This is a genomic window from Enterococcus gallinarum, from assembly GCF_021496385.1.
GTDB classification, from domain to species: domain Bacteria; phylum Bacillota; class Bacilli; order Lactobacillales; family Enterococcaceae; genus Enterococcus_D; species Enterococcus_D gallinarum.
Genome location: NZ_CP050816.1, coordinates 908,065 through 930,313 on the forward strand (window position 1 = coordinate 908,065; position 22,249 = coordinate 930,313).

18 protein-coding genes are annotated in these 22,249 nt (G+C 42.5%); 16 read left to right on the forward strand and 2 right to left on the reverse strand.

The genetic code is table 11. From position 1 onward, the window contains the following. The first annotated feature begins 87 nt into the window (after positions 1-87). From recG to ftsY, 12 genes are all read left to right on the forward strand, one after another. The gene (gene recG, locus HED61_RS04530; RefSeq protein ID WP_289481336.1) at positions 88-2,151 is read left to right on the forward strand and encodes an ATP-dependent DNA helicase RecG; all 2,064 of its coding nucleotides are present in this window, start codon (positions 88-90) and stop codon (positions 2,149-2,151) included. 47 nt (positions 2,152-2,198) lie between these two features. Then, entirely contained in the window at positions 2,199-3,215 is a 1,017-nt protein-coding gene (plsX, locus tag HED61_RS04535) for a phosphate acyltransferase PlsX (RefSeq protein WP_219645212.1), read from the forward strand. A 114-nt stretch (positions 3,216-3,329) separates the two neighbouring features. Continuing rightward, positions 3,330-3,572, forward strand: a complete 243-nt coding sequence (gene acpP / locus HED61_RS04540; protein WP_003128051.1) for an acyl carrier protein — start codon at positions 3,330-3,332, stop codon at positions 3,570-3,572. Between the two features lie 307 nt (positions 3,573-3,879). Further along, positions 3,880-4,887, forward strand: a complete 1,008-nt coding sequence (locus HED61_RS04545; protein WP_003128052.1) for an ABC transporter ATP-binding protein — start codon at positions 3,880-3,882, stop codon at positions 4,885-4,887. Next, on the forward strand, positions 4,888-5,832 hold the full coding sequence (locus HED61_RS04550) for an ABC transporter ATP-binding protein (RefSeq protein WP_021150619.1): 945 nt from the start codon (positions 4,888-4,890) through the stop codon (positions 5,830-5,832). Next, on the forward strand, positions 5,832-6,788 hold the full coding sequence (gene opp4B / locus HED61_RS04555; RefSeq protein WP_005470040.1) for an oligopeptide ABC transporter permease: 957 nt from the start codon (positions 5,832-5,834) through the stop codon (positions 6,786-6,788). The genes HED61_RS04550 and opp4B overlap by 1 nt, the downstream gene beginning before the upstream one ends. A gap of 60 nt (positions 6,789-6,848) precedes the next feature. Further along, positions 6,849-7,718, forward strand: a complete 870-nt coding sequence (locus HED61_RS04560; protein ID WP_258015184.1) for an ABC transporter permease — start codon at positions 6,849-6,851, stop codon at positions 7,716-7,718. A gap of 17 nt (positions 7,719-7,735) precedes the next feature. Continuing rightward, positions 7,736-9,520 carry an oligopeptide ABC transporter substrate-binding protein gene (locus HED61_RS04565; protein WP_003128056.1) on the forward strand — a complete coding sequence of 595 codons (1,785 nt, stop codon included), beginning with the start codon at positions 7,736-7,738 and terminating at the stop codon, positions 9,518-9,520. Positions 9,521-9,736: 216 nt separating this feature from the next. Then, a complete protein-coding gene (gene rnc, locus HED61_RS04570; protein ID WP_003128057.1) occupies positions 9,737-10,429 on the forward strand; it encodes a ribonuclease III in 693 nt (230 codons plus the stop codon). Between the two features lie 15 nt (positions 10,430-10,444). Further along, positions 10,445-14,035, forward strand: a complete 3,591-nt coding sequence (gene smc / locus HED61_RS04575; protein ID WP_005470043.1) for a chromosome segregation protein SMC — start codon at positions 10,445-10,447, stop codon at positions 14,033-14,035. After that, positions 14,032-14,850, forward strand: a complete 819-nt coding sequence (locus HED61_RS04580) for a Cof-type HAD-IIB family hydrolase (RefSeq protein WP_003128060.1) — start codon at positions 14,032-14,034, stop codon at positions 14,848-14,850. The genes smc and HED61_RS04580 overlap by 4 nt, the downstream gene beginning before the upstream one ends. Position 14,851: 1 nt before the next feature. Further along, positions 14,852-16,153 carry a signal recognition particle-docking protein FtsY gene (ftsY, locus tag HED61_RS04585; protein ID WP_060813268.1) on the forward strand — a complete coding sequence of 434 codons (1,302 nt, stop codon included), beginning with the start codon at positions 14,852-14,854 and terminating at the stop codon, positions 16,151-16,153. A 385-nt stretch (positions 16,154-16,538) separates the two neighbouring features. Here the strand turns inward: ftsY and HED61_RS04590 are convergent, their stop codons facing one another. After that, complete coding sequence (locus HED61_RS04590) at positions 16,539-16,907, reverse strand: BlaI/MecI/CopY family transcriptional regulator (protein WP_003128064.1); 369 nt, start codon at positions 16,905-16,907, stop codon at positions 16,539-16,541. A gap of 221 nt (positions 16,908-17,128) precedes the next feature. Between HED61_RS04590 and gshAB the strand changes: the two genes are divergently transcribed. Further along, positions 17,129-19,384, forward strand: a complete 2,256-nt coding sequence (gene gshAB / locus HED61_RS04595) for a bifunctional glutamate--cysteine ligase GshA/glutathione synthetase GshB (RefSeq protein WP_003128065.1) — start codon at positions 17,129-17,131, stop codon at positions 19,382-19,384. Positions 19,385-19,579: 195 nt separating this feature from the next. Here gshAB and HED61_RS04600 read toward each other — a convergent pair whose 3' ends face one another. Further along, on the reverse strand, positions 19,580-20,032 hold the full coding sequence (locus HED61_RS04600) for a YueI family protein (protein ID WP_041119905.1): 453 nt from the start codon (positions 20,030-20,032) through the stop codon (positions 19,580-19,582). Between the two features lie 135 nt (positions 20,033-20,167). On the opposite strand from HED61_RS04600, the gene HED61_RS04605 reads away from it, so the two are divergent. From HED61_RS04605 to HED61_RS04615, 3 genes are read left to right on the forward strand one after another with little or no spacing between them, the layout of a single operon-like run. Continuing rightward, on the forward strand, positions 20,168-20,737 hold the full coding sequence (locus HED61_RS04605; RefSeq protein ID WP_021150613.1) for a GNAT family N-acetyltransferase: 570 nt from the start codon (positions 20,168-20,170) through the stop codon (positions 20,735-20,737). Between the two features lie 12 nt (positions 20,738-20,749). Then, positions 20,750-21,133 carry an iron-sulfur cluster biosynthesis family protein gene (locus tag HED61_RS04610; RefSeq protein WP_003128068.1) on the forward strand — a complete coding sequence of 128 codons (384 nt, stop codon included), beginning with the start codon at positions 20,750-20,752 and terminating at the stop codon, positions 21,131-21,133. A gap of 1 nt (position 21,134) precedes the next feature. Continuing rightward, complete coding sequence (locus HED61_RS04615) at positions 21,135-22,025, forward strand: metallophosphoesterase (protein ID WP_003128069.1); 891 nt, start codon at positions 21,135-21,137, stop codon at positions 22,023-22,025. The last annotated feature ends 224 nt before the right edge of the window (positions 22,026-22,249 follow it).

Here is a 22,249-nt window from a genome sequence, read left to right on the forward strand (position 1 = left end):
TTGATAGAGAAACAGCCTGTTTTTGCTCATCTTTTTTCATTCAAATTCTTCGTAATTTAAACAGAGAAGAGTAAAATAAAGAAAGCAATCTGCAAACAACTAGTTTTGAGGAGGGAAGAAATGCTTGATCAGCCAATCACTGTTTTGTCTGGTGTCGGAGAAAAGCGAGCAAAAGATCTCGCAGCGCTTGGAATCCAGACAATCGAAGATTTATTGCGATATTACCCCTTTCGCTACGAAGATATTCAAGAGCGTCAATTGAACGAGATACAAGATCAAGAAAAAGTCACGATCAAAGGAATCGTTGTTTCCCCGGCTGTTGTAAATCGTTTTGGTTACAAAAAGAGTCGGCTGCAGTTTCGAATGATGCAAGATCATGATGTATTCAATGTTTCCTTTTTTAATCAGCCCTATTTAAAAGATAAAGTTGTTTTGTCTGAAGAAATCGCGGTTTACGGGAAATGGGATGCGAAACGGAAATCACTAGCTGGGATGAAGATTCTTGGCAGCAAGAAGCCAGGTGATTTCGCTCCTATCTATCATGTAAACAAATCGGTACGGCAAAGCGTGCTGGTTGACTTGATCAGGCAGGCATTTGAATCATACGGAGACCAGATCGAGGAAATCTTACCTCTAACTTTAACGGAGAAATATCGGTTATTGGATCGCCAGACTGCTATGCGAGCTATGCACTTTCCAAAAGATCCGCAAGAAAGTCATCAAGCAAAGCGGCGAATCATCTTTGAAGAGTTCTTCCTATTTCAAATGCAGATCCAAGGATTGAAAATTTCCGAAAAGGCTGAAAAGAACGGCTTAGCCATTGACTATGATGTTCAGCGGTTAAAAGCTTTCACCCAGACACTGCCTTTCGAATTGACTGCTGCTCAAAAGCGAGTCACCAACGAGATCTGTCATGACCTCAAAAGTCCGCAACATATGCAGCGACTGCTGCAAGGAGATGTCGGTAGCGGCAAAACAGTTGTGGCTGCTATCGCACTGTACGCCACTATGACAGCTGGCTTTCAAGGGGCGTTAATGGTACCAACTGAGATTCTGGCACAACAACATTTGGAAAGCCTTAACCAGTTATTTGATCCGCTAGAAGTGACAACGGCACTGCTGACAGGGTCCACCAAGACAAAGGAACGGCGAGTGATCTTGGAGCAATTGGCTGCAGGTGAGATCGATATTGTCGTAGGGACGCATGTGTTGATCCAAGAAGGGGTCAATTTTGCCCGTCTAGGTTTAGTCATCACAGATGAGCAGCATCGCTTTGGTGTCAATCAGCGAAAAATATTGCGAGAAAAAGGATATTTGCCGGATGTTTTGTTCATGACGGCGACGCCGATACCACGAACCTTGGCCATCACGGCCTATGGTGAGATGGATGTTTCCATCATCGATGAGATGCCAGCTGGCCGGATTCCGGTCGAAACGCGTTGGGTACGACCACCTCAATTGGAATCTGTGCTGGACTGGGCTCGTCAGGAATTAGCGAAAGGACATCAAATGTATGTGATCTGTCCGCTGATTGAAGAATCAGAAATGTTAGATGTCAAGAATGCTACGGAGATTTACGAGCAGCTGCAGGCTTATTTTGCCCCTAACTACCAAGTGGGCATTCTCCACGGCAAAATGAAAAATATAGAAAAAGACGAGATCATGGAAGAGTTCAAGGACAACCAGTTACAGATCTTGGTATCAACGACAGTTATTGAAGTAGGGGTAAATGTACCCAATGCGACAGTCATGTTGATTATTGATGCAGATCGTTTTGGGTTAGCTCAGTTGCACCAGTTGCGGGGGCGTGTCGGCCGTGGTGCAGATGCTTCTTACTGTATTTTGGTGGCAAATCCCAAAAATGAAACCGGAATAGAGCGGATGAAAATCATGACTGAAACCACCAATGGCTTTGTCGTCAGTGAAAAAGATCTGCAATTGCGAGGTCCCGGGGAAGTCTTTGGTAATCGTCAATCAGGTTTACCTGAATTCGCCGCAGCCGATTTAGTAGCCGATGCCCATATTCTTGAAGTTGCACAAGTAGAAGCAACTCAAATCTGGCAGAAGCACCAATGGCAGATTTTACCGGAGTATCAAGCGCTAGCCGATTATTTAGCAGCAGAAAAACGAGACAATCAATTTTTTGATTAAAGAATATGGTATACTAACTTGGAAAAATGAAGGGAGTGGCGTATGTCATGAAAATTGCCGTAGATGCCATGGGTGGCGATAACGCACCAAAAGCGATCGTTGAAGGCGTCATGTTAGCAAAAAAAGAATATCCAGAAATCGAATTTCTATTATACGGAAAAGAAGATGAAATCAGAAAATATGTGACAGACGAAAGTCAGCTTACAATCATTCATACCGATGAAAAAATCAACAGTGATGATGAACCTGTTAAAGCGATCCGCCGCAAAAAGAACGCATCGATGGTCTTAGCAGCCCAAGCGGTCAAAGAAGGTCAAGCGGATGCCATTTTCTCTGCTGGAAATACCGGTGCTTTGTTAGCTGCAGGTTTGTTTATCGTAGGTCGTATCAAAGGAATCGAACGTCCTGGCTTAATGTCGACGATGCCTGTACTTGGGAAAGAAACTGGCTTTGATATGCTGGATCTAGGAGCGAATGCTGACAATAAAGCAGAACATCTCGTTCAATATGCTGTGTTAGGTTCTTTTTACGCTCAAAAAGTCCGAGGCATTCAACAACCGCGAGTAGGGTTGCTAAACAATGGGACGGAAGAGACCAAAGGCAGCGAGTTAACCAAAAAAGCGTTTGAATTGTTGACCAAAGAATCATCGATTCACTTTATCGGAAATGTTGAAGCTAGGGAACTTTTGAACGGTGCAGCGGATGTTGTGGTCACAGATGGATTCACTGGGAACGCCGTCTTGAAATCCATTGAAGGAACCGCATTGAATATGATGTCGTTATTGAAACAATCCATCATGAATTCCGGAACCAAAGGGAAATTAGGGGCTTTATTATTGAAAGATGCCTTGCGCAATTTAAAAAATGAGATGGATTATGCCAAACACGGAGGGGCTGTCTTGTTTGGTCTGAAAGCACCAGTGATCAAAACACATGGAGCGACTGGACCAGATGCCGTGGCAGCAACCATCAAACAAATCTATACCATGTTGCAGGCAGATGTGGTTCCTCAATTGGTGGCTCATTTTGAAGAAACATCTAAGCATGAAGAGCCAACGCAATGAGACTGCAATCATTGTAATGAAAATGCAAAAAAGGACTAGACAAATTTGCATGTAAGCAGTACAATGTTTGTTAGCCATTCTATGTTTTGTGCGAACGCGTGGAGGTGAAGGCAATTGACGCGAGAAGAAGTATTCAAGAAAGTTGCAGTAGTGATCGCAAACCATTTTGAGATCGATGCAGATAAAGTAACGGATACAATGAGTATTAAAGACGACTTAAATGCTGATTCAATCAGTGTGATGGAATTCGTCTTAGAATTAGAAGATGAATTTGGTACGGAGATTTCTGATGAAGATGCCGAACAGATTGAAACAGTCGGCGGAGCAGTTGATTATATTTCAAGCCATCTTGCTTAAGACAGATACAGGAGCTGAGTCATAGATGACCCAGCTCTTTCTTTATCAGAATTTGTTTAATAACCATTCGTTTCTCGAAAAAAAGTGCCTTTTCTTTGCACCATCCTGAAAAAATGTAAATGAAATGTAAGTATTCTGAAAATTCAGTATCTTAAAAATTTATAGACTTGCAATCTAGTGAGTGATTCTATATAATTATTAAGAAAATATTACACGATGTTAAGAAAGCATTTGGAATTTGACTTATAATTCCTACTTTTTTACATTAGAGGGCACTTCATCTTATAAAAAAGAGAGGGGTATTCGATTGTCAACTGATAATCAATTACTAGATGTTCAAAACCTACATACAGGTTTTCGTATTAAAGATGATTACTATGACGCTGTAGACGGTGTTTCTTTTACGTTGGAACGCAATGAGATTTTAGCGATCGTAGGCGAATCCGGATGTGGAAAAAGTACCTTAGCTACAACGATTATGGGATTGCATGATCCAAACAATACCAAAATCACCGGTGAAATCTTATACAAAGACTTGAATTTGTCAAACTTAAATGAAACACTTTACAACAAAATTCGCGGGAACGACATTGGGATGATTTTCCAAGATCCATTGTCCGCTTTGAACCCACTCATGCGTATTGAAGACCAAATCAAAGAAGGTTTATCTTATCATACAAATATGAATGCGGAACAGAGACAAGCCCGGGCCCTTGAATTACTAGATCAAGTAGGAATTCCAAATCCAGCACGGGTGGGTCGCCAGTATCCCCACGAATTATCCGGTGGGATGCGGCAACGGGTGATCATTGCCATTGCCATCGCATGCAAACCGCCAATTGTTATTGCTGATGAGCCAACCACTGCATTGGATGTAACCATCCAAGCACAGATCCTAGATTTGTTGAAAGATTTGCAGGCTGAAACACAAACGGGAATCATTTTGATCACCCATGACTTAGGTGTAGTGGCAGAAATGGCTGATCGTGTAGCCGTTATGTATGGCGGTCAGTTTGTTGAAGTTGCCACAGCGGAAGAGTTGTTTGCAAATCCAAAACACCCTTATACACGCTCTTTGCTGAACTCAATTCCACAAGAAGATTCTCAAGACAGTGAACTGCACGTGATTGAAGGCGTCGTTCCTTCATTGAAAAACATGCCAAGAACTGGTTGCCGTTTTGCTGCTCGTATCCCTTGGATCCCAGCTAGTGACCACGAAGAAAATCCTGTCCTGCATGAAGTTGCACCAGATCATTTAGTTCGCTGTACTTGCTATAAGCATTTTCATTTTAGAGACGAAGAAGGAGAAGTGTAGATGTCAGAATTAATCACAATCAAAGATCTGAAAGTCCACTATCCGATTCGCAGCGGTTTTTTCAACCGCGTAACGGACTATGTCTATGCTGTTGACGGTGTGGATTTCATCATCGAAAAGGGAAAAACTTACGGTCTGGTAGGAGAATCAGGCTCTGGAAAATCAACAACAGGGAAAGCAATCGTTGGCTTGGAAAAGATTACCAGCGGTGAAGTCATTTACGAAGGACAAGATGTCACAAAGCGCTCTGTCCGCAAAAAAATGAATTACAACAAGGATGTTCAAATGATTTTTCAAGATTCTATGTCAAGTCTGAATCCTAAAAAGCGGGTAGTGGATATTATTGCTGAACCGCTACGGAATTTTGAACGTTTGAGTGACCAAGAAGAAAAACAACGGGTGAAACGGCTTTTGGATATCGTTGGGATGCCAGAAGATGCTTTATACAAATACCCTCATGAATTCTCTGGTGGACAGAGACAACGTTTGGGGGTTGCCCGCGCAGTGGCATCGAACCCTAAATTGATCGTTGCTGATGAACCTGTTTCTGCATTGGACCTGTCTGTACAGGCACAGGTGCTCAACTTTATGAAACGAATCCAACAAGAGTTTGGCTTAAGTTTCTTATTCATCTCTCATGACTTGGGTGTTGTGAAACACATGTGCGACAATATCGCCATCATGTATAAAGGTCGTTTTGTTGAAATCGGTACACGCCAAGATATTTATCAAGATCCGCGTCATATTTATACGAAGCGGTTATTGTCAGCTATTCCTCAAATTGATGTGAAAAATCGTGAGGCGCATAAAGAAAACCGCCGTCGGGTAGAGTTGGAATATGTCACTCACCAAAAAGATTACTATGATGAAACAGGTCGTGTTTATGACCTTAGAACCATCACAGGAACACATCAAGTCGCTTTGAAAAATGGGGGTGCTGAATAATGTGGAAAACAATTCTACGTCGTTTGATATTAATGATCCCGCAAGTCATTATTTTGAGTGTCTTAATTTTCTTGATTGCACAAGCAATGCCCGGGGATCCATTTACAGGATTGATTAATCCGAACCAAGATCCAGCAGTTATTGAACGGATGCGGGAAGCAGCCGGATTGAATGATCCTTGGTATACACAATATTTCCGTTGGATCGGAAATGCACTTAAAGGAGATTTTGGTCAAAGTTTTATCTATAAACTACCAGTAGCAACATTACTTTCAGGACGGATCAGCAACACATTGTGGCTATCTTTGTTAACAGTTATCTTAACGTATGTGATCGCGATTCCTTTAGGAATGTTGGCTGGACGTTACCAAAATTCGATTTTAGATAAAGTCGTTGTCGTGTATAACTTCTTTAGTTTTGCGGTACCATTGTTTATCTTTGCATTGATTGCACTGTTTATCTTTGGTTATCGTTTAGGTTGGTTCCCAACTGGGGGGTCTGTAGCACCAGGCGTAACGGGAATGGCTGAGTTTTGGAGCCGTCTGTATCATCTGATCTTACCGGCTATCACTTCTGCGCTATTAGGTACCGCTGTGACGATCCAGTATCTGCGGAGTGAAGTGATTGATTCCAAATCATTGGATTTCGTGCGAACTGCTCGTTCGAAAGGGGTGCCAACTAGTAAAGTCTTCTCACGTCACGTGTTCCGAAATGCATCCTTGCCGATCGCATCTCAAATGGGGTATGAGATCACTTCATTGATCGCTGGTTCAGTGGTCATTGAAAAAATCTTTGCTTACCCAGGTGTCGGAAAATTATTTATCGATAGTATTGTACAGCGGGATTATGCCGTGATCACTTCGTTGACTTTGATATTAGGTCTGGCGACATTGATCGGTACATTGCTATCAGACATCATTATGAGTATTGTTGATCCAAGAATCAGAATCCAGTAGGAGGGGATAAACGTGTCTGAAAAGAAAGAAAAAGTGTTAAAACAAGAAAGTATCCCACCTATGGGATTACAAATGATTTTTCGTGAATTTTTAAAAGACAAGATCGCTATTTTTTCGTTGGTCTTGTTGGTAGCAGTACTGCTTTTCGTATTCATCGGCTCGGCAGTCATTGATCAAAGCCAAGTCATGCATGTAAGTATTCTAGATAAATATGCTGCACCAGGAGCAGTCTCACCAAATGGCGGCACCTACCTATTAGGGGCGGATGAAGGTGGCCGTGATGTTTGGGGACAATTGATCATTGGAGCGCGTAATTCGATTTTGATTGGGTTTTCCATCACGATCATTACATCGATCGTCGGAGTTGGCTTGGGGATCATTTCAGGTTACTATGGCGGGTTGATTGATAATATCTTGATGCGTATCGTCGATTTTGTCATGATCTTACCGATCATGTTGATCATTATCGTTATTGTTTCGATCATACCTCGCTACAATGTTTGGACGTTTATCTGGGTCATGAGTGCCTTTTATTGGGTCGGAAAAGCGAGACTCTTCCGCAGTAAGACCCTTTCTGAAGGGTGCCGAGATTATGTGAGTGCGTCAAAAACATTAGGGACCAATGATTTTGTGATCATGTTTCGCGAAATCATGCCGAACTTAAGCTCATTGATCATCACCAACTTGACGATGAACTTTGCAGCAAATATCGGTATCGAAACAACTCTAACGTTCTTGGGCTTTGGTCTGCCAACGAATGTTCCAAGTTTGGGAACATTGATTGGGTACGCCAGCAGCGGTGATGTGCTGGTCAACAGACAATGGATATGGTTACCCGCGTCAATATTGATTTTAGTATTGATGTTGAGTATAAACTACGTTGGTCAGGCATTTAAGCGTTCAGCCGATGCACGTCAACGACTAGGTTAAAACAAGGAGGATACAGGATGAAGAAAAATATTTTTGGTATGGTCACACTTTTGTCAGTCTTAGCATTGGCAGCTTGTGGCGGCAATAGTGGCGGAACAGATTCATCAGGCGGCAGCAACTCAGCAACTGAAACAGAAGATATTAGCTCTATGCCGGTTGAAGTCAAAAATGACGCAGAAGCAATCAAAGGCGGTACATTGGACGTCGCAGTAGTTATGGATACACAATTCCAAGGTTTGTTCCAAACTGAATTTTATCAAGACAATTATGATTCTCAGTTCATGCAACCAAGTAATGAAAGTTTATTCTTAACAGATGCTGATTTTCGAATTGTTGATGGTGGGGCTGCAAATCTTAAATTAGATGAAGATAATAACACAGCAACGATTACATTACGCGACAATTTGAAATGGTCAGACGGCGAAGATGTAACAGCAGATGACGTGATTTTCTCCTATGAAGTGATCGGTAACAAAGATTACACAGGAATCCGTTATGACAACAACTTTACAAATATTGTTGGGATGGAAGATTATCACGATGGCAAATCTGACACAATCTCAGGAATCACAAAAGAAAGCGACAAAGTCGTTAAAATTCAATACAAAGAAGTTCACCCTGGTATGATGCAAGCAGGCGGCGGTATCTGGTCTTCTGCTTTACCAAAACATGCGTTTGAAGGTATTGCAGTCAAAGATATGGAATCAAGTGATCCTGTTCGTAAAACACCAATCGTTTTCGGACCTTACGTAATGTCAAACATCGTAGCCGGTGAATCTGTAGAATACGTACCAAATGAGTATTACTACGGTGGCAAACCTAAAATGGATAAATTGTCATTTAAAGCAGTTCCAGCAGCTTCAATCGTAGAAGGTTTAAAAGCGAAGCAATATGATTTAGCATTGTCAATGCCAACAGATACTTACCCAACTTACAAAGATGCAGATGGCTACCAAATCTTGGGCCGTCCTGAGCAAGCTTATACGTATATTGGATTTAAGTTAGGTACTTGGGATGATAAAGAAGGAAAAGTTAACTACAATCCTGAATCAAAAATGGCGGACAAATCATTGCGTCAAGCAATGGGTTACGCACTAGATAATGATGCTGTCGGTAGCCGTTTCTATAATGGCCTACGTTCAAATGCGACAACATTGATCCCACCGGTATTTGGAACATTGCACGATACAGAAGTTAAAGGTTACACACAAGATATCGACAAAGCAAACAAATTGTTAGACGATGCTGGTTACAAAGATGTTGACGGCGACGGCATGCGTGAAGACAAAAACGGTGAAAAATTAACCATCAATTTTGCTTCAATGTCAGGTGGCGAAACAGCTCAACCATTGGCTGATTACTACATCCAACAATGGAATGAAATCGGCTTAGATGTGAAATACACAACTGGTCGTTTGATTGATTTCCAAGCATTCTATGATAAATTGAAAAATGATGATCCTGAAATCGATGTGTATCAAGGTGCATGGGGAACAGGTTCAGATCCTTCACCAACCGGACTTTATGGACCAAACTCAGCATTTAACTACACTCGTTTTGAATCTGATGAAAATACGAAGCTATTAGAAGCAATCGACTCTAAAGAATCATTTGATGAAGCAAAACGTAAAGAAGCATTTGATGCATGGCAAGAATACGCTGCGGATGAAGCATTTGTTATTCCTTCGCTTTACCGTAACCAAGTATTACCAGTATCTAATCGCGTCAAAGATTTCACATGGGCATATGATGCAGATCACAATCCATGGGCAACAGTTTCTGTAACAGCAGAATCTCGCTAATTTAGGAAAAGACGTTCTTTCGGGAACGTCTTTTTTTATTTTGTTCGCGGCAAAATCAATAAAAAACAATGAATCAGTCATGGAAACAAAGAGCAGGAGAATAAACGGTTAAAATTTTTTTATGGAGGCTTCAAGTTTTTGGACGAAACATTTCATAATTAGCCAAAAACCAGTATAATAGGGAAGTGTCGATAAACTAATGAAGGAATGTGGCAAATGAATACACAGCTAATGAACGAATTAAAAGAGGATTACGGCATTGTCTTCCATGATGTAGATTTACTCGAACAAGCGTTTACGCATTCATCTTATGTGAATGAGCATCGCAATTTGCACCTATCCGATAATGAGCGCCTAGAATTTCTAGGAGATGCTGTTTTAGAATTGATCGTCTCACGGTATTTGTACCGTGAACTGCCGGACCTTCCTGAAGGGAAGTTGACAAAGCTGCGGGCAGCAATCGTTCGCGAAGATAGCTTATCAATGTTTGCCAAAGATTGCCGTTTTGATCAATATATTCGGTTAGGCAAAGGAGAGGAAAACTCTGGCGGACGTAAGCGTCCCTCATTGTTATGCGATCTTTTTGAAGCTTTTTTAGGTGCGTTGTACTTGGATCAAGGTTTGGAGAGCGTCGACGGTTTCTTGACGGCTGTTGTTTTTCCAAAAGTAAAAGCAGGTGCTTTTTCCCATGAGATGGATCACAAGACCCGATTGCAGGAAGTCTTGCAGCGATCTGGCGATGTGTCCATCAACTATCGTTTAACGAAAGAAGAAGGTCCTGCCCACGAACGAATCTTTTGGACAGAAGTCTATTGTGACGATGTGCTGATTGGCGAGGGGCAAGGAAAATCAAAGAAATTATCAGAGCAAGCAGCGGCAGAAAATGCCTTAGCAAGTCTTGATCAATAAGAAAGGAATGGCGGAGTGTATTTAAAACGAATAGAGATTGCCGGTTTCAAATCCTTTGCAGACCGCACGATCATTGATTTTGAAAATAGTGTGACTGCGGTCGTAGGACCAAATGGCAGCGGCAAGAGCAATATTACTGAAGCGATTCGTTGGGTTTTAGGAGAACAGTCTGCCAAAAGCCTGCGTGGTGGCAAGATGCCTGATATCATTTTTGCAGGATCTGACACTCGCAAGCCATTAAATGTAGCGGAAGTAACGATTATTTTAGATAATACCGATCACTATTTACCAATGGATTACAGTGAGATCAGTGTGACTCGCCGGTTAAGGAGAACCGGTGAAAGCGACTTTTATTTGAACAAACAAAGTTGCCGCCTGCGAGATGTCCAGGAACTCTTTATGGATTCCGGGCTAGGAAAAGAATCATTTTCGATTATTTCTCAAGGGAAAGTCGAAGCGATTTTCAGCAGCAAACCAGAAGATCGTCGCGGTATTTTTGAAGAAGCTGCCGGTGTTTTGAAATACAAACAGCGTAAGAAAAAAGCAGAACAGAAATTGTTTGAAACAGAAGACAACCTTAACCGTCTACAAGATATTATTTATGAGTTAGAGGATCAATTGATTCCGTTAGCTGCTCAAAGTGAAGCGGCCAAACAATTTTTGTCATTGAAGGAAAAATTAACGGAAGTAGACGTGGCTTTTTCTGTCATGGAGATCCAGACAGCCAAACGGGCGTGGGAAACAGCTACAGAACAGCTGGAACTATTAAATCATCAGTTGGCTGAAATCACGCAGCAAATCAATACCGATGAACGCAGTGTGCAGCAATTGCGGCAGCGTCGAGCAGCCTTCGATGAATCATTGGAGCAGCTCAATCAGCAGCTGTTGCAAGTAACGGAAGGGCTGAAGCAAGCCGAAGGCCAAAAAGAAGTACTGTTGGAGCGCTCCAAGCATACGCAAAAAAGCACAGCAGAATATCAAGAGACCTTGGATGCCGTCAGTGAACGCCTCCAACAGTTGAATGACGAAAAAGCTGAATTGATTCATGAACTGTCGCAAAAGAATCGCAGTGTCCAAGAGGCAGAAGTAGCGATTGCTGATTGTCGAGCGGAACAAGAAAAGTATCAGAAATCGGCCAAAGAGATCATCGAAGAATTACGCAGTCAATATGTTGAAGCAATGCAGGAGCAAGCAACGGTCGGCAATGAGCTCAAATATCTTGAGCGCCAATACCAGCAAGAATCGGCAAAAAATCAAACAGCCGTTACGAAGCAGACAGAACTGTCGACAGCGATCAAAGAAAAAGCGACAGCCGCAGAAATCGTTAATGAACGCTTGCAAGCCGTGCAGCAACAGTTGGACGAACAGCGGAAGCAATATATCCATTTACAAGAGAAAGCCAAAGAGAACAAAGAAAAATTTGATGATGCACAGAAAAAAATGTATCAGTTAATGAACCAAGTCCAACAAGTGCGGGCAAAACAACGGAGTTTACAGGATATCCAAGAAAACTATGCTGGCTTTTATCAAGGCGTCAGACTAGTTCTAAAAAATAAGCAGCAGCTAACCGGTGTCGTGGGTGCTGTTGCAGAATTGATCGAAGTACCAGAAGAATATACAGTTGCTATCGAAACAGCACTGGGCGCTTCTGCCCAGCACGTAGTAGTAGAAACCGAACGTGATGCCAGAGCAGCGATTACCTATTTGAAACAAAATCGTGGTGGTCGGGCCACATTCTTGCCGTTGACGACAATCAAGTCTCGCCAATTACCTAGTTATGCTGTTTCTCAAGCACAACAAGTACCAGGATTTATCGGCGTTGCTAGTGAGCTGGTGCGTTTCAATGAAGATGTAAAAAACATTGCCGAAAATCTATTGGGAAGTATCGTCATCGCAGAAGATCTGACAAGTGCTAATGCATTAGCTAAAGCGCTGAACTATAGCTATCGTGTCGTTTCACTGGAAGGCGACGTGATGAATGCCGGGGGTTCGATGACCGGTGGAGCGACGAAGAAAAATGCCGGCAGCCTATTTAGTCAAAGCAATGAGTTGCAGCAATTAACGGCTCAAGCCGTTCAATTGGATGAACGCCTGCAAAAAACAGAGAAACAAGTGCAGCACTTCGAAACGGTGACAAAAGATGCTCAAGCAGCCTTGGAAGAGCTGCGAACCACCGGTGAAACGGCTCGAATGACGGAACACGAACTAAAAAATCAACTGCAAAACCTCACCAACGAGTTGGAACGGTTGAGAAAAGAGCAGCAAGTCTTTGACTTTGAAAATCGCGAGATTCAGGCCTTTTTTGAAGAGTATAACGAGAAGAAGACTCGGTTGGAATCGGAACAGCAAACCATTGCGCAGCAGCTGAAAAAAATCGATCACGACATTCAAAGCATGAATGCAGAAGAAGATTTAATCGAAGCAAAAAGAAGCCAGTTAGCAGCGACAGCCGCCCAATTACAAGCTGATTTTGCTGTTCAAAAAGAACAAGTGGAACATTTAAGACAAAAAATTGCTGCGAATGCGGAAGCGTTAGCGGAGAATGAAGCACGCCAACAGTCGCTAGAACGGCAGTTAGCAGCAATCAATTCGAATGTGAGTGACCATGAAATTTCGGAAGAAAGCCTGGATCAGCAAATCAGTGATTTTACTCAACGAAAAATAACACTGACACAAGAATTGGCGGACATTCGGCAACAAAGACAAATCGTCCAACAGGAAATTGGACAGTTGGATGAAGCTCTCAGTTTGGCAAACTTGCAACAAAAAGAAAAACTATCCGAAAAGACCAATGTAGAAATTGAGAAAAACCGCGCGGATTTGGTGATGGATAATCGGTTGGCTTACTTGCAGGAAGAATATGCATTGAGCTTTGAAAAAGCGGCCAATGACTATCCAGCAATCGATGACCCGGAAGCTGCAAAACGAGAAATCCAAGATCTAAAAGGAAAAATCGATGCGATTGGACCAGTCAATTTGAATGCTATCGAGCAATATGATCAAGTGGAACAGCGTCACAGCTTCTTGACCAGTCAAAGAGATGATCTGCTTTCTGCAAAAGCACAATTATTCGATACAATGTCCGAGATGGATGAAGAAGTCAAAACACGTTTCGGTGAGATTTTTGATGCGATTCGTCTGCAGTTCAAGCAAGTTTTCCCCAATATGTTCGGCGGGGGACATGCGGAATTGATTTTGACAGATCCAAAGGACTTACTAAATACTGGTATTGAGATCGAAGCCCAACCACCAGGTAAAAAGCTGCAAAACTTGAGTCTACTTTCTGGAGGCGAACGAGCGCTGACAGCCATCGCACTGCTGTTTTCGATCATTCAAGTCCGTCCCGTCCCGTTTTGTGTGCTGGATGAAGTTGAAGCTGCTTTAGACGAAGCCAATGTATCACGCTTTGGCCATTATTTAAGCGACTTCCAAAATGATACACAGTTCATCGTTGTCACACATCGCAAAGGGACCATGGAAGCGGCAGATGTGTTGTATGGCGTGACGATGCAGGAATCCGGTGTATCTAAGACCGTTTCTGTGCGTTTGGAAGATGTCAAAGAAGGCGGAAATTTTGTCGCAGATCAAGAAGGAGTAGCAAAATGATCAAATTAGTCGCAATTGATTTAGACGGTACCTTGCTGGATGGAAAGAAACAAGTATCGCAAAAAAATAAAGAAGTTCTTGCCCAAGCAAAAGCACAAGGAGTAAAAATCGTCCTTTGCACAGGTCGTCCTTTACGGGCAATTCGTCCTTATTTAGAAGAGTTGTCATTGAATGAATCAGGGGACTATAGCATTACTTTTAATGGTGGTCTGGTGCAAAAAAACGATACGGGAGAAATCATGGAAAAAGCCGCTTTGCAATTGGCTGATATTCATGAATTGGTTGCTGTCGCAGCAGAACTGGATTTGCCGCTGGATGTCGTATCCGAAGAAATCGTTTTGTGCTTGCCGACTTCAGCAACGAATCAGTCGATCTATGGTTCGCTGAATCCATTGCTGGATTGCCGCCCGTATGCGATAGAAGCTCTGGATGAGTCGAAACTCTATAATAAAGCTGTGATTGCTTATCATCAAGAAGTACTGGATCCGAAGATTTTGGCAATTCCTTCAGCAATCAGAGAGAAATATGAAGTAATCAAAACTCGGAATAATTTGCTGGAATTTATGCCTAAAGGAATTACGAAAGCCTATGGGATTGAATTGCTGGCTCGGGATTTAGGTATCACTATCGATGAAGTCATGGCGATCGGAGATGAAGAAAATGATCTGCCGATGATTCGCTATGCAGGACTCGGTGTAGCGATGGCTAATGCCGTGCCTTTAATCAAGGAAGCCGCAGATGTGGTAACAGATTCGAATGAAGCAGACGGTGTAGCAACTGTCATCGAAAAATATGTTTTGAAAGGAGGCGTTTGAAATGGGATTTTTTGACAAAATTAAAAAAGCTTTGATTGGTGAATCAAAAGAGCAAGACAAAGTGCAAGGCGAAGTAGAGGAACCAGTTGAATCTCCAGAGTCATCTGTCGATGAGTCATCCGTCGCAGATGACCATTCCGCACAAGAACAAACAGTAGAATCGACGGAACCAACACTGGATTCTCGTCCAGAAACTACTACCGATTCCGCGTTGCAGCCAACAGAAACAGAGGAGTCCGCGGCTGATACTTCATCATCAGAAGGAGCACAAGATCTGAAATCAGCTGAACCATTCGACGTCGTGACACCTAGTGAAACGGTAAAAAAACCTGAAGTACAACCTCAGCCAACAGCGGTTCACAAAGAGGATGTACAAGATAAGTACACGAAGGGACTATCGAAATCTCGCAAAACTTTCGGGCAACGACTCAATGAGCTGTTCGCGAATTTTCGCTCTGTAGACGAAGATTTTTTTGAAGAAGTCGAAGAGACATTGATTGGAGCCGATGTAGGCTTTGATGCAGCGATCAAGATCACGGATGCACTGCGTCAAGAGGTCAAGTTGCGAAATGTCAAGAAGCCGGCAGAGGTTCAAAATGTTATTATTGAAAAACTAGTCGATCTTTACGGTGAAGCGGGTGTCGACGAAGTCAACGAACTAAATATGCAACCTGGATTGACCGTCATTTTATTTGTCGGTGTGAATGGCGTCGGTAAAACCACCAGCATTGGAAAACTGGCGCATCAATTCAAATCAGAAGGCAAGAAAGTGTTGTTGGCAGCTGCGGATACCTTTCGAGCTGGAGCAATCGATCAGCTCGTCGTTTGGGGGGATCGAGCAGGTGTGGAAGTCGTTCGAGGGAAAGCTGGTGGTGATCCGGCAGCCGTCGTATTTGATGCGATGGAACGAGCGAAAGCAGAGCAAGCAGATGTTCTATTAGTTGATACCGCTGGTCGTTTGCAAAATAAAGTCAATTTGATGAATGAGTTAGAGAAAATCAAACGGATCATTCAACGAGTAGAGCCGAATGCGCCTCATGAAGTGTTGCTCGTGTTAGATGCGACGACTGGTCAGAATGCGATGAACCAAGCCAAACAATTCAAAGAAACCACGGATGTTACAGGATTGGTCTTGACGAAATTAGATGGAACTGCCAAAGGTGGGATCGTTTTAGCGATTCGCAATGAATTGCGTTTACCGGTTAAATTGGTCGGATTAGGGGAAGGAATCAACGACCTTGAGCCGTTTGATCCAAATGAGTTTGTTGTTGGGCTATTTAAAGGTCTCATCAACGAAGGTTGATGCTGTTCATCGCTTGAAATAAGACAAAAATATCCGAACTATGTTTGATTATTCCTCTTCATCATCTCGCGATGGCGTTAACGGTAGGAGTAATCAGTAGTAGTTCGGATATTTTTTGTTAAGGAACTTGCATAAAGCTCATCGGTTATGGAAATAAACTTTATAGGCATACGTTTGTTTGACAGCTGCGATGTACATGAAGTACCACAGCAGAATACGTAACAGATGACGTGTGACTTCTGGTTCACAAAACCTCCCCATCAGCAGCTAAAAGGATGTAGCTGCTGTTCCTGAAATTGAAATCATTCCAAGAAAGATTCCTTGTCTTGTCAGAAATGTTCAGCGTGGACATTTCTCTGTGAACAAGAACAACTTGTTTCAGAAATCAGTTTTTTAGCTGTGCTTGCCGCTCTTTGATGATTTTTTCCAAATCATTCAATGTCTCGGCATCCTCACTGTTTTCAATGAAATTCGAGACTAGATTCAGCAACGATTGTTCAGAGAGTTCGGCAGCTAGAAAATCTTCTTGAGAAACATTTGGAGAATACAAGCGGGTCAAGACAGTACCGCTGTAGCCGATGTCAGCTACTTTCAATAAATCATGGTTCTTTAATTTTCTGACAACGGCTTGGATCGTGTTTTTACTTAAGTCCTGTTGTTGAACCGCAATGTCATTTGCAGACAAAGGTTTTTCAGCATTCCAGAAGATATTCATGATCTGACGTTCGCGTTTGGTAAGATTGAGTGGTTTCATTCACTATTCTTCCTTTCAAAAAAGTTGTAATATTGACATAATAATTTACTATTATATAGTAAGTATACTTTATTTAGAGGTCAAATATCAAATTTATTCAAGTAATTTGTAAAAACTTGGTAATTTTTAAAAAACTAGCAAAGAGAATCGCACAATTTCATTTTTTTCTGCTGGATTATTGACTATAATAAGGAAGAATCTAAGACAAAGAGGGCAATGATATGACACTAAAATCACTTTTTATACAAGAAGAACTGCGTCCCTACTTATTTGATGGGCGTTATGGGATCGAACGTGAGGCGCAGCGTGCACGTTTAGACGGAAGTTTTGCTGGGACAGATCATCCTGAAGCATTAGGCAATCGTAGTTTTCATCCGTACATACAAACCGATTTTGCTGAAAATCAGTTGGAATTGATCACGCCAGTCGCGGAAAGCTCAGAGGAACTATTTCGTTATCTGGCTGCGATCCATGATGTTGCTTATCGTTCGATGGCACCTGAGGAGATGCTTTGGCCATTAAGTATGCCGCCTGCGTTGCCGGAAAAAGAAGAGGATATCGTGATCGCAAAGCTGGATCGTTTTGAAGATGTTCTTTATCGTCGGTTTTTGGCAAGGACGTATGGGCGTCGTAAGCAAATGGTCAGCGGCATCCACTTCAATTTTGAATTTGGGGATGATTTTTTAAGAAAGTTATTTACCAAGTCGTCAGAAACAGATTATCGTAGGTTTAAAACAGAACTTTACTTGAAAGTTACCCGAAATTACTTGCATTACCGCTGGTTTTTGACTTATTTCTTTGGAGCAACGCCGCAAACGGAAGCCAATTATTTTATGGCGGGTTCTGGACCGCAAGAACCTGTCCGCAGCATTCGTAACAGCCGCTATGGCTACACGAATCATACCGATGTCAACGTGTCTTATGCCTCTCTTGAGACCTATCTGGCGGATATCGCTGAGCTGGTAGAAACTGGCAAACTATCTGAGGAAAAAGAGTTTTATGCACCAGTTCGCCTGCGAGGGGGGCAAAAGGTTGCCGACTTAGCAACAGCGGGAATTCGTTACATTGAATTACGCAATATTGATATCAATCCCTTTGAAATGTATGGTATTTCGCAAGATCAAGTGAAATTTCTGCACCTTTTCTTGTTATACTTAGCAACGAAAGAGGAGGGCGCTGATGCCGATGCTTGGGTCGAAGAAGGAAATCGCAAAAACAATCAAGTGGCATTGGAACACCCATTGAATCAAACGATCTATCTTGAAGAAGCTAAAGTAGTTGCGGAAGAATTGATCGCTTTTGCAAAGGAAATCAGTCTGCCGACAATGCCTTTACTGGATCAACTGCTGCCAATGTTGGAAGATCCCGGCAAAACTTTTGCCGGTCGTTTATATCAAGCCAGCCAAAGGTCAAGTCAGGCTCAAGTGGCAACTGAACTAGGAGTATCCTATCATCAAGTTGCCTGGGAAAAACCTTATCAGTTAGCAGGCTTCACCAACATGGAACTGTCAACACAAATTTTGATGTTCGATGCGATTCAAAAGGGAATCAAGGTGGAAGTGTTGGATGAATCTGATCAGTTCTTGAAATTATCGATCGATGAACATGTTGAATATGTCAAAAACGCTAATATGACAAGTAAGGATCGTTATATCGTTCCTTTGATCATGGCCAATAAAACGGTCACAAAAAAGATTTTAGCTGAGAATGGTTTTCGGGTTCCTGCAGGAGCAGAATTCGCCACTGTAGAAAAGGCGCTTGCTGCTTACCCGCAATTTGCTGACAGAGGTTTTGTCGTCAAACCCAAAACAACCAACTATGGCGTGGGAATCTCGATCTTTAAGGATGGCGCTTCGTTGGAGGACTATCAAGCTGCTGTCCGTTTAGCTTTTGCTGAAGACCAGTCGATTTTAGTTGAAGCATTCCTTGCTGGAACAGAGTATCGTTTCTTTGTGATCGATGGTCAAGTTGAAGCAATTTTGCTACGAATACCGGCAAATGTAATAGGAGATGGTCGGCGCACGATCAAGGAATTAGTTGCAGAGAAAAATACCGATCCATTACGGGGGACCCACCATCGGACACCGTTGGAGAAGATCCAATTAGGTGAATTGGAACAGTTGATGTTGAAAGAGCAAGGCTATCACATAGATTCTGTCCCAGAAAAAGGACAAATCGTTTACTTGCGGGAAAATTCCAATATCAGCACGGGCGGCGATTCGATCGATGTCACCGATCAATTTAATGATGACTACAAAAAAATCGCTGCAGATGCCGTGACCGCATTACAGGCACGAATCAGTGGGATTGATTTGATTATTCCTGACAAGGAAAAGCCCGCGGAGGATCCGGGAGCATACGGCATTATTGAAGCGAACTTCAATCCCGCTATGCATATGCATATTTACCCGTACCAAGGACAAAGCCGCCGCTTAACCATGTCTGTCCTCAAGCTGCTTTTTCCGGAACGATTTTAACAGCCGCTTAACAGTCAGAAGTTGAAAAAGGAACAGTGACAAGGCTTTTGTCACTGTTCCTTTTTTTAGAATAAATGGTTAGAAGTAGCTTCTTCGGAAATAAGCCGAAATATCTTAAAGCTGACCATTTCTAATACAACTTCTTTTGCTGTTCGTACTAGTGAAGGATCACTAGTAATTGATCCGTTGGTTTGTTTAGCGGAAGAATCGTTCCCAGAATGGTTTTTTTTCTTTGATGGGATCTTCTTCGGAAGATGATTTTGTCTTTTGAGGATACTTTTCTTCGATATCGATTACCTCTTCATTCACTGCCTCATTGGCAACGATCAGTAAACCGATACTGTCAGGATCAGCAGTCTGGGCGTCAGTCACCACTCGAAAATCGAGCTGTTGTTTCGTAATCAATGAAATAAAGGTCGTCTGAAGCGTTTCGGGCAATTTTCCGTTGATCAAGATCAGTGCCCCTTGATAGTTAGGGAGAACCGACTGTAACGTTTCTTGGTTGTCCTTTTTCTTCATTTCTGCTACCGTCATACTTAGATAACAACGTTCACGAAACGTTCCCAAGTATTTTCTTTGTTCATCTGGATTAACACGAGGTGTCCCGTACATTCCTGTATCTAGGCGTTTCTCCAATTCATCGGACATTGAAAATCCTCCTAAGCGTTTTCTTGCTTTATATTATAGCACAAAAAAGGGAGCGTCGATTATTAGAAACATTTAGCTATTTCAGTGAGGTCATAAGAAAGACTAAAAAAGATCAGAAAGAAAGCTGGTGAAAACATGGAAATCCAAAAGAACCACTTATTGATTTTAGCAGAAAATCAACGAATCGAGACACCACGATTATGGTTGCGTCCTGTGACGATGGCAGATGCCAATGATTTATTCGAATACGCAAGTGATGAAGAAACGACGGAGTTTGTTTTTCCGAGGCATCAATCACTTGTGGATACAAAAATCGCCATTGCAACGTATTTTTTAGCGGCGCCATTAGGTAAATTTGCTATTGAAGAGAAAATGAGTGGCAATATGATCGGAACGATCGACTTGCGGGTGGACCCGCTAAAGGAAGTGGCAGAACTAGGCTATACCTTGAATAAAGCTTTCTGGGGGCAAGGGATCGTACCGGAAGCTGCTCGGATGCTTTTGTCTTTGGGTTTTGAAAAATTAGCGCTTGTTCGTATTTATGCACTGCACGATCAGCGAAATCATCGATCTGGTCGCGTGATGGAAAAAATTGGCATGAAAGTGGAAGCACAGATTCCGGCTGCGCGAAGATTTCGTGGGCAAGTAGTGGACGAAGTGATGCGGGGAATTACCCGAGACGAGTGGCAAAAACGAATCATGTAAAGGAGAATCGCTATGGAAATAACGATTGATATGGATGCAGCAGCAGTAGCAAAAATCTCAGAAGTCAAACAGGAGGGAGATCGAATTTATCTAGATTTTGAAGATGGTGTGGGACCTTTTCCGGCTACGGCGATCTCTTGCCGGTTAGATATTAGTTTTCGCTTGATCCTCGTACCAGCAGATTATCCAGAAGAAGGATTGTCTATCTATGATACGAAGCTGGATACAGCAATTGGAACAGTTTGGTTAAAACAAGGCGCAGCAATGTATTTAGAAGAGCGGACACGCTTGGTGGTCGATCCTGACTATCAGCGCTTGCAGTTGACTAGTGACAGCGGTCTGCTGGCATCTAACGTTCAACTGTTGCGCATGGACAAAAAGGTGGCAGGAAACTGATATGGGGAAATTAGCCGTTATCAGCGATTTGCATGTCGATATCAATCATTTCAGTGCAACAGACTTGCAGCTGATAGCCGAATTGCTAGACGCCAATCAAGCGACGCACTTGCATCTAGCTGGAGATATTGCAAACAAAGAGACAGCAGCGATGACCGTCATTGATTTCTTTCAAAGACAGCTGCCTACTACCTTTCATTGGGGCAATCATGAAATGGCTGATTTATCAGAATCATTGATCGAAACCTATCCTGATCCAGCTTTCTTGAACTTTCAAACAGTCGCTTTATCGGAAAAAACACTCTTGTTAGGTGTCAATGGCTGGTATGACTACGGCTATTCTGACTTGCAAAGCACAGAAGAGATCCTTCGTCTCAAGCACCTCTTTTGGTATGATCGTATGATTCAGCGGACAGGAACCGATCCGGAAATCAGTCATCAGATCAATGAAAGACTGCGTCAAACATTGCGAGGGCTCCCTCAAGATAAAGAAGTCATCGTAACGACTCATTTTGTTCCGAAAGCAACCTTTATCGTCAAACAAACGGGGAAGTATGTTCGTTGGAATCATTTGAACGCGTTTCTAGGTTCACCAGAATTTGGGGCAGTTATTGATGAGGCGGACAATGTGCGTCAAGTAGTCTTTGGTCATACCCATCGTCGGTTTGAAGATCAAGTGATTGGACAGACGATTTATAGCTGTCGTCCTTTGGGCTATTACTATGAATGGCAATTGACCCGACGATTTGTTCTGGAAAATCAGTTGACAGAAAATTTTCAGCCAACAAAGCTACGGGGACTTTTGCGAACTAATCAAGCAGCGTTCAATCAATACAAAGCAGCCCATTTAAGAGCAGAGCTCCAGCAAGCAATCACATGGATCAACTATTGATTCGCTACGAGATAAAAGCGTGCGGGACTGTGTCATAAGTCTCCTACAAGTAAAACTATCCGAACATTAATGATTATTGCTCCTGCGGTGCAGGGACTCCTCGTCGCAAAAGTCAGAGGAATCTATCCTAGCAACAGACTATTATTCGGTTTAACTTGTTGGATGATGACTTATGGCACAGTCCCTCTTTTTTTCGAATAAACGACTAACAGTAGCTTCTTCGG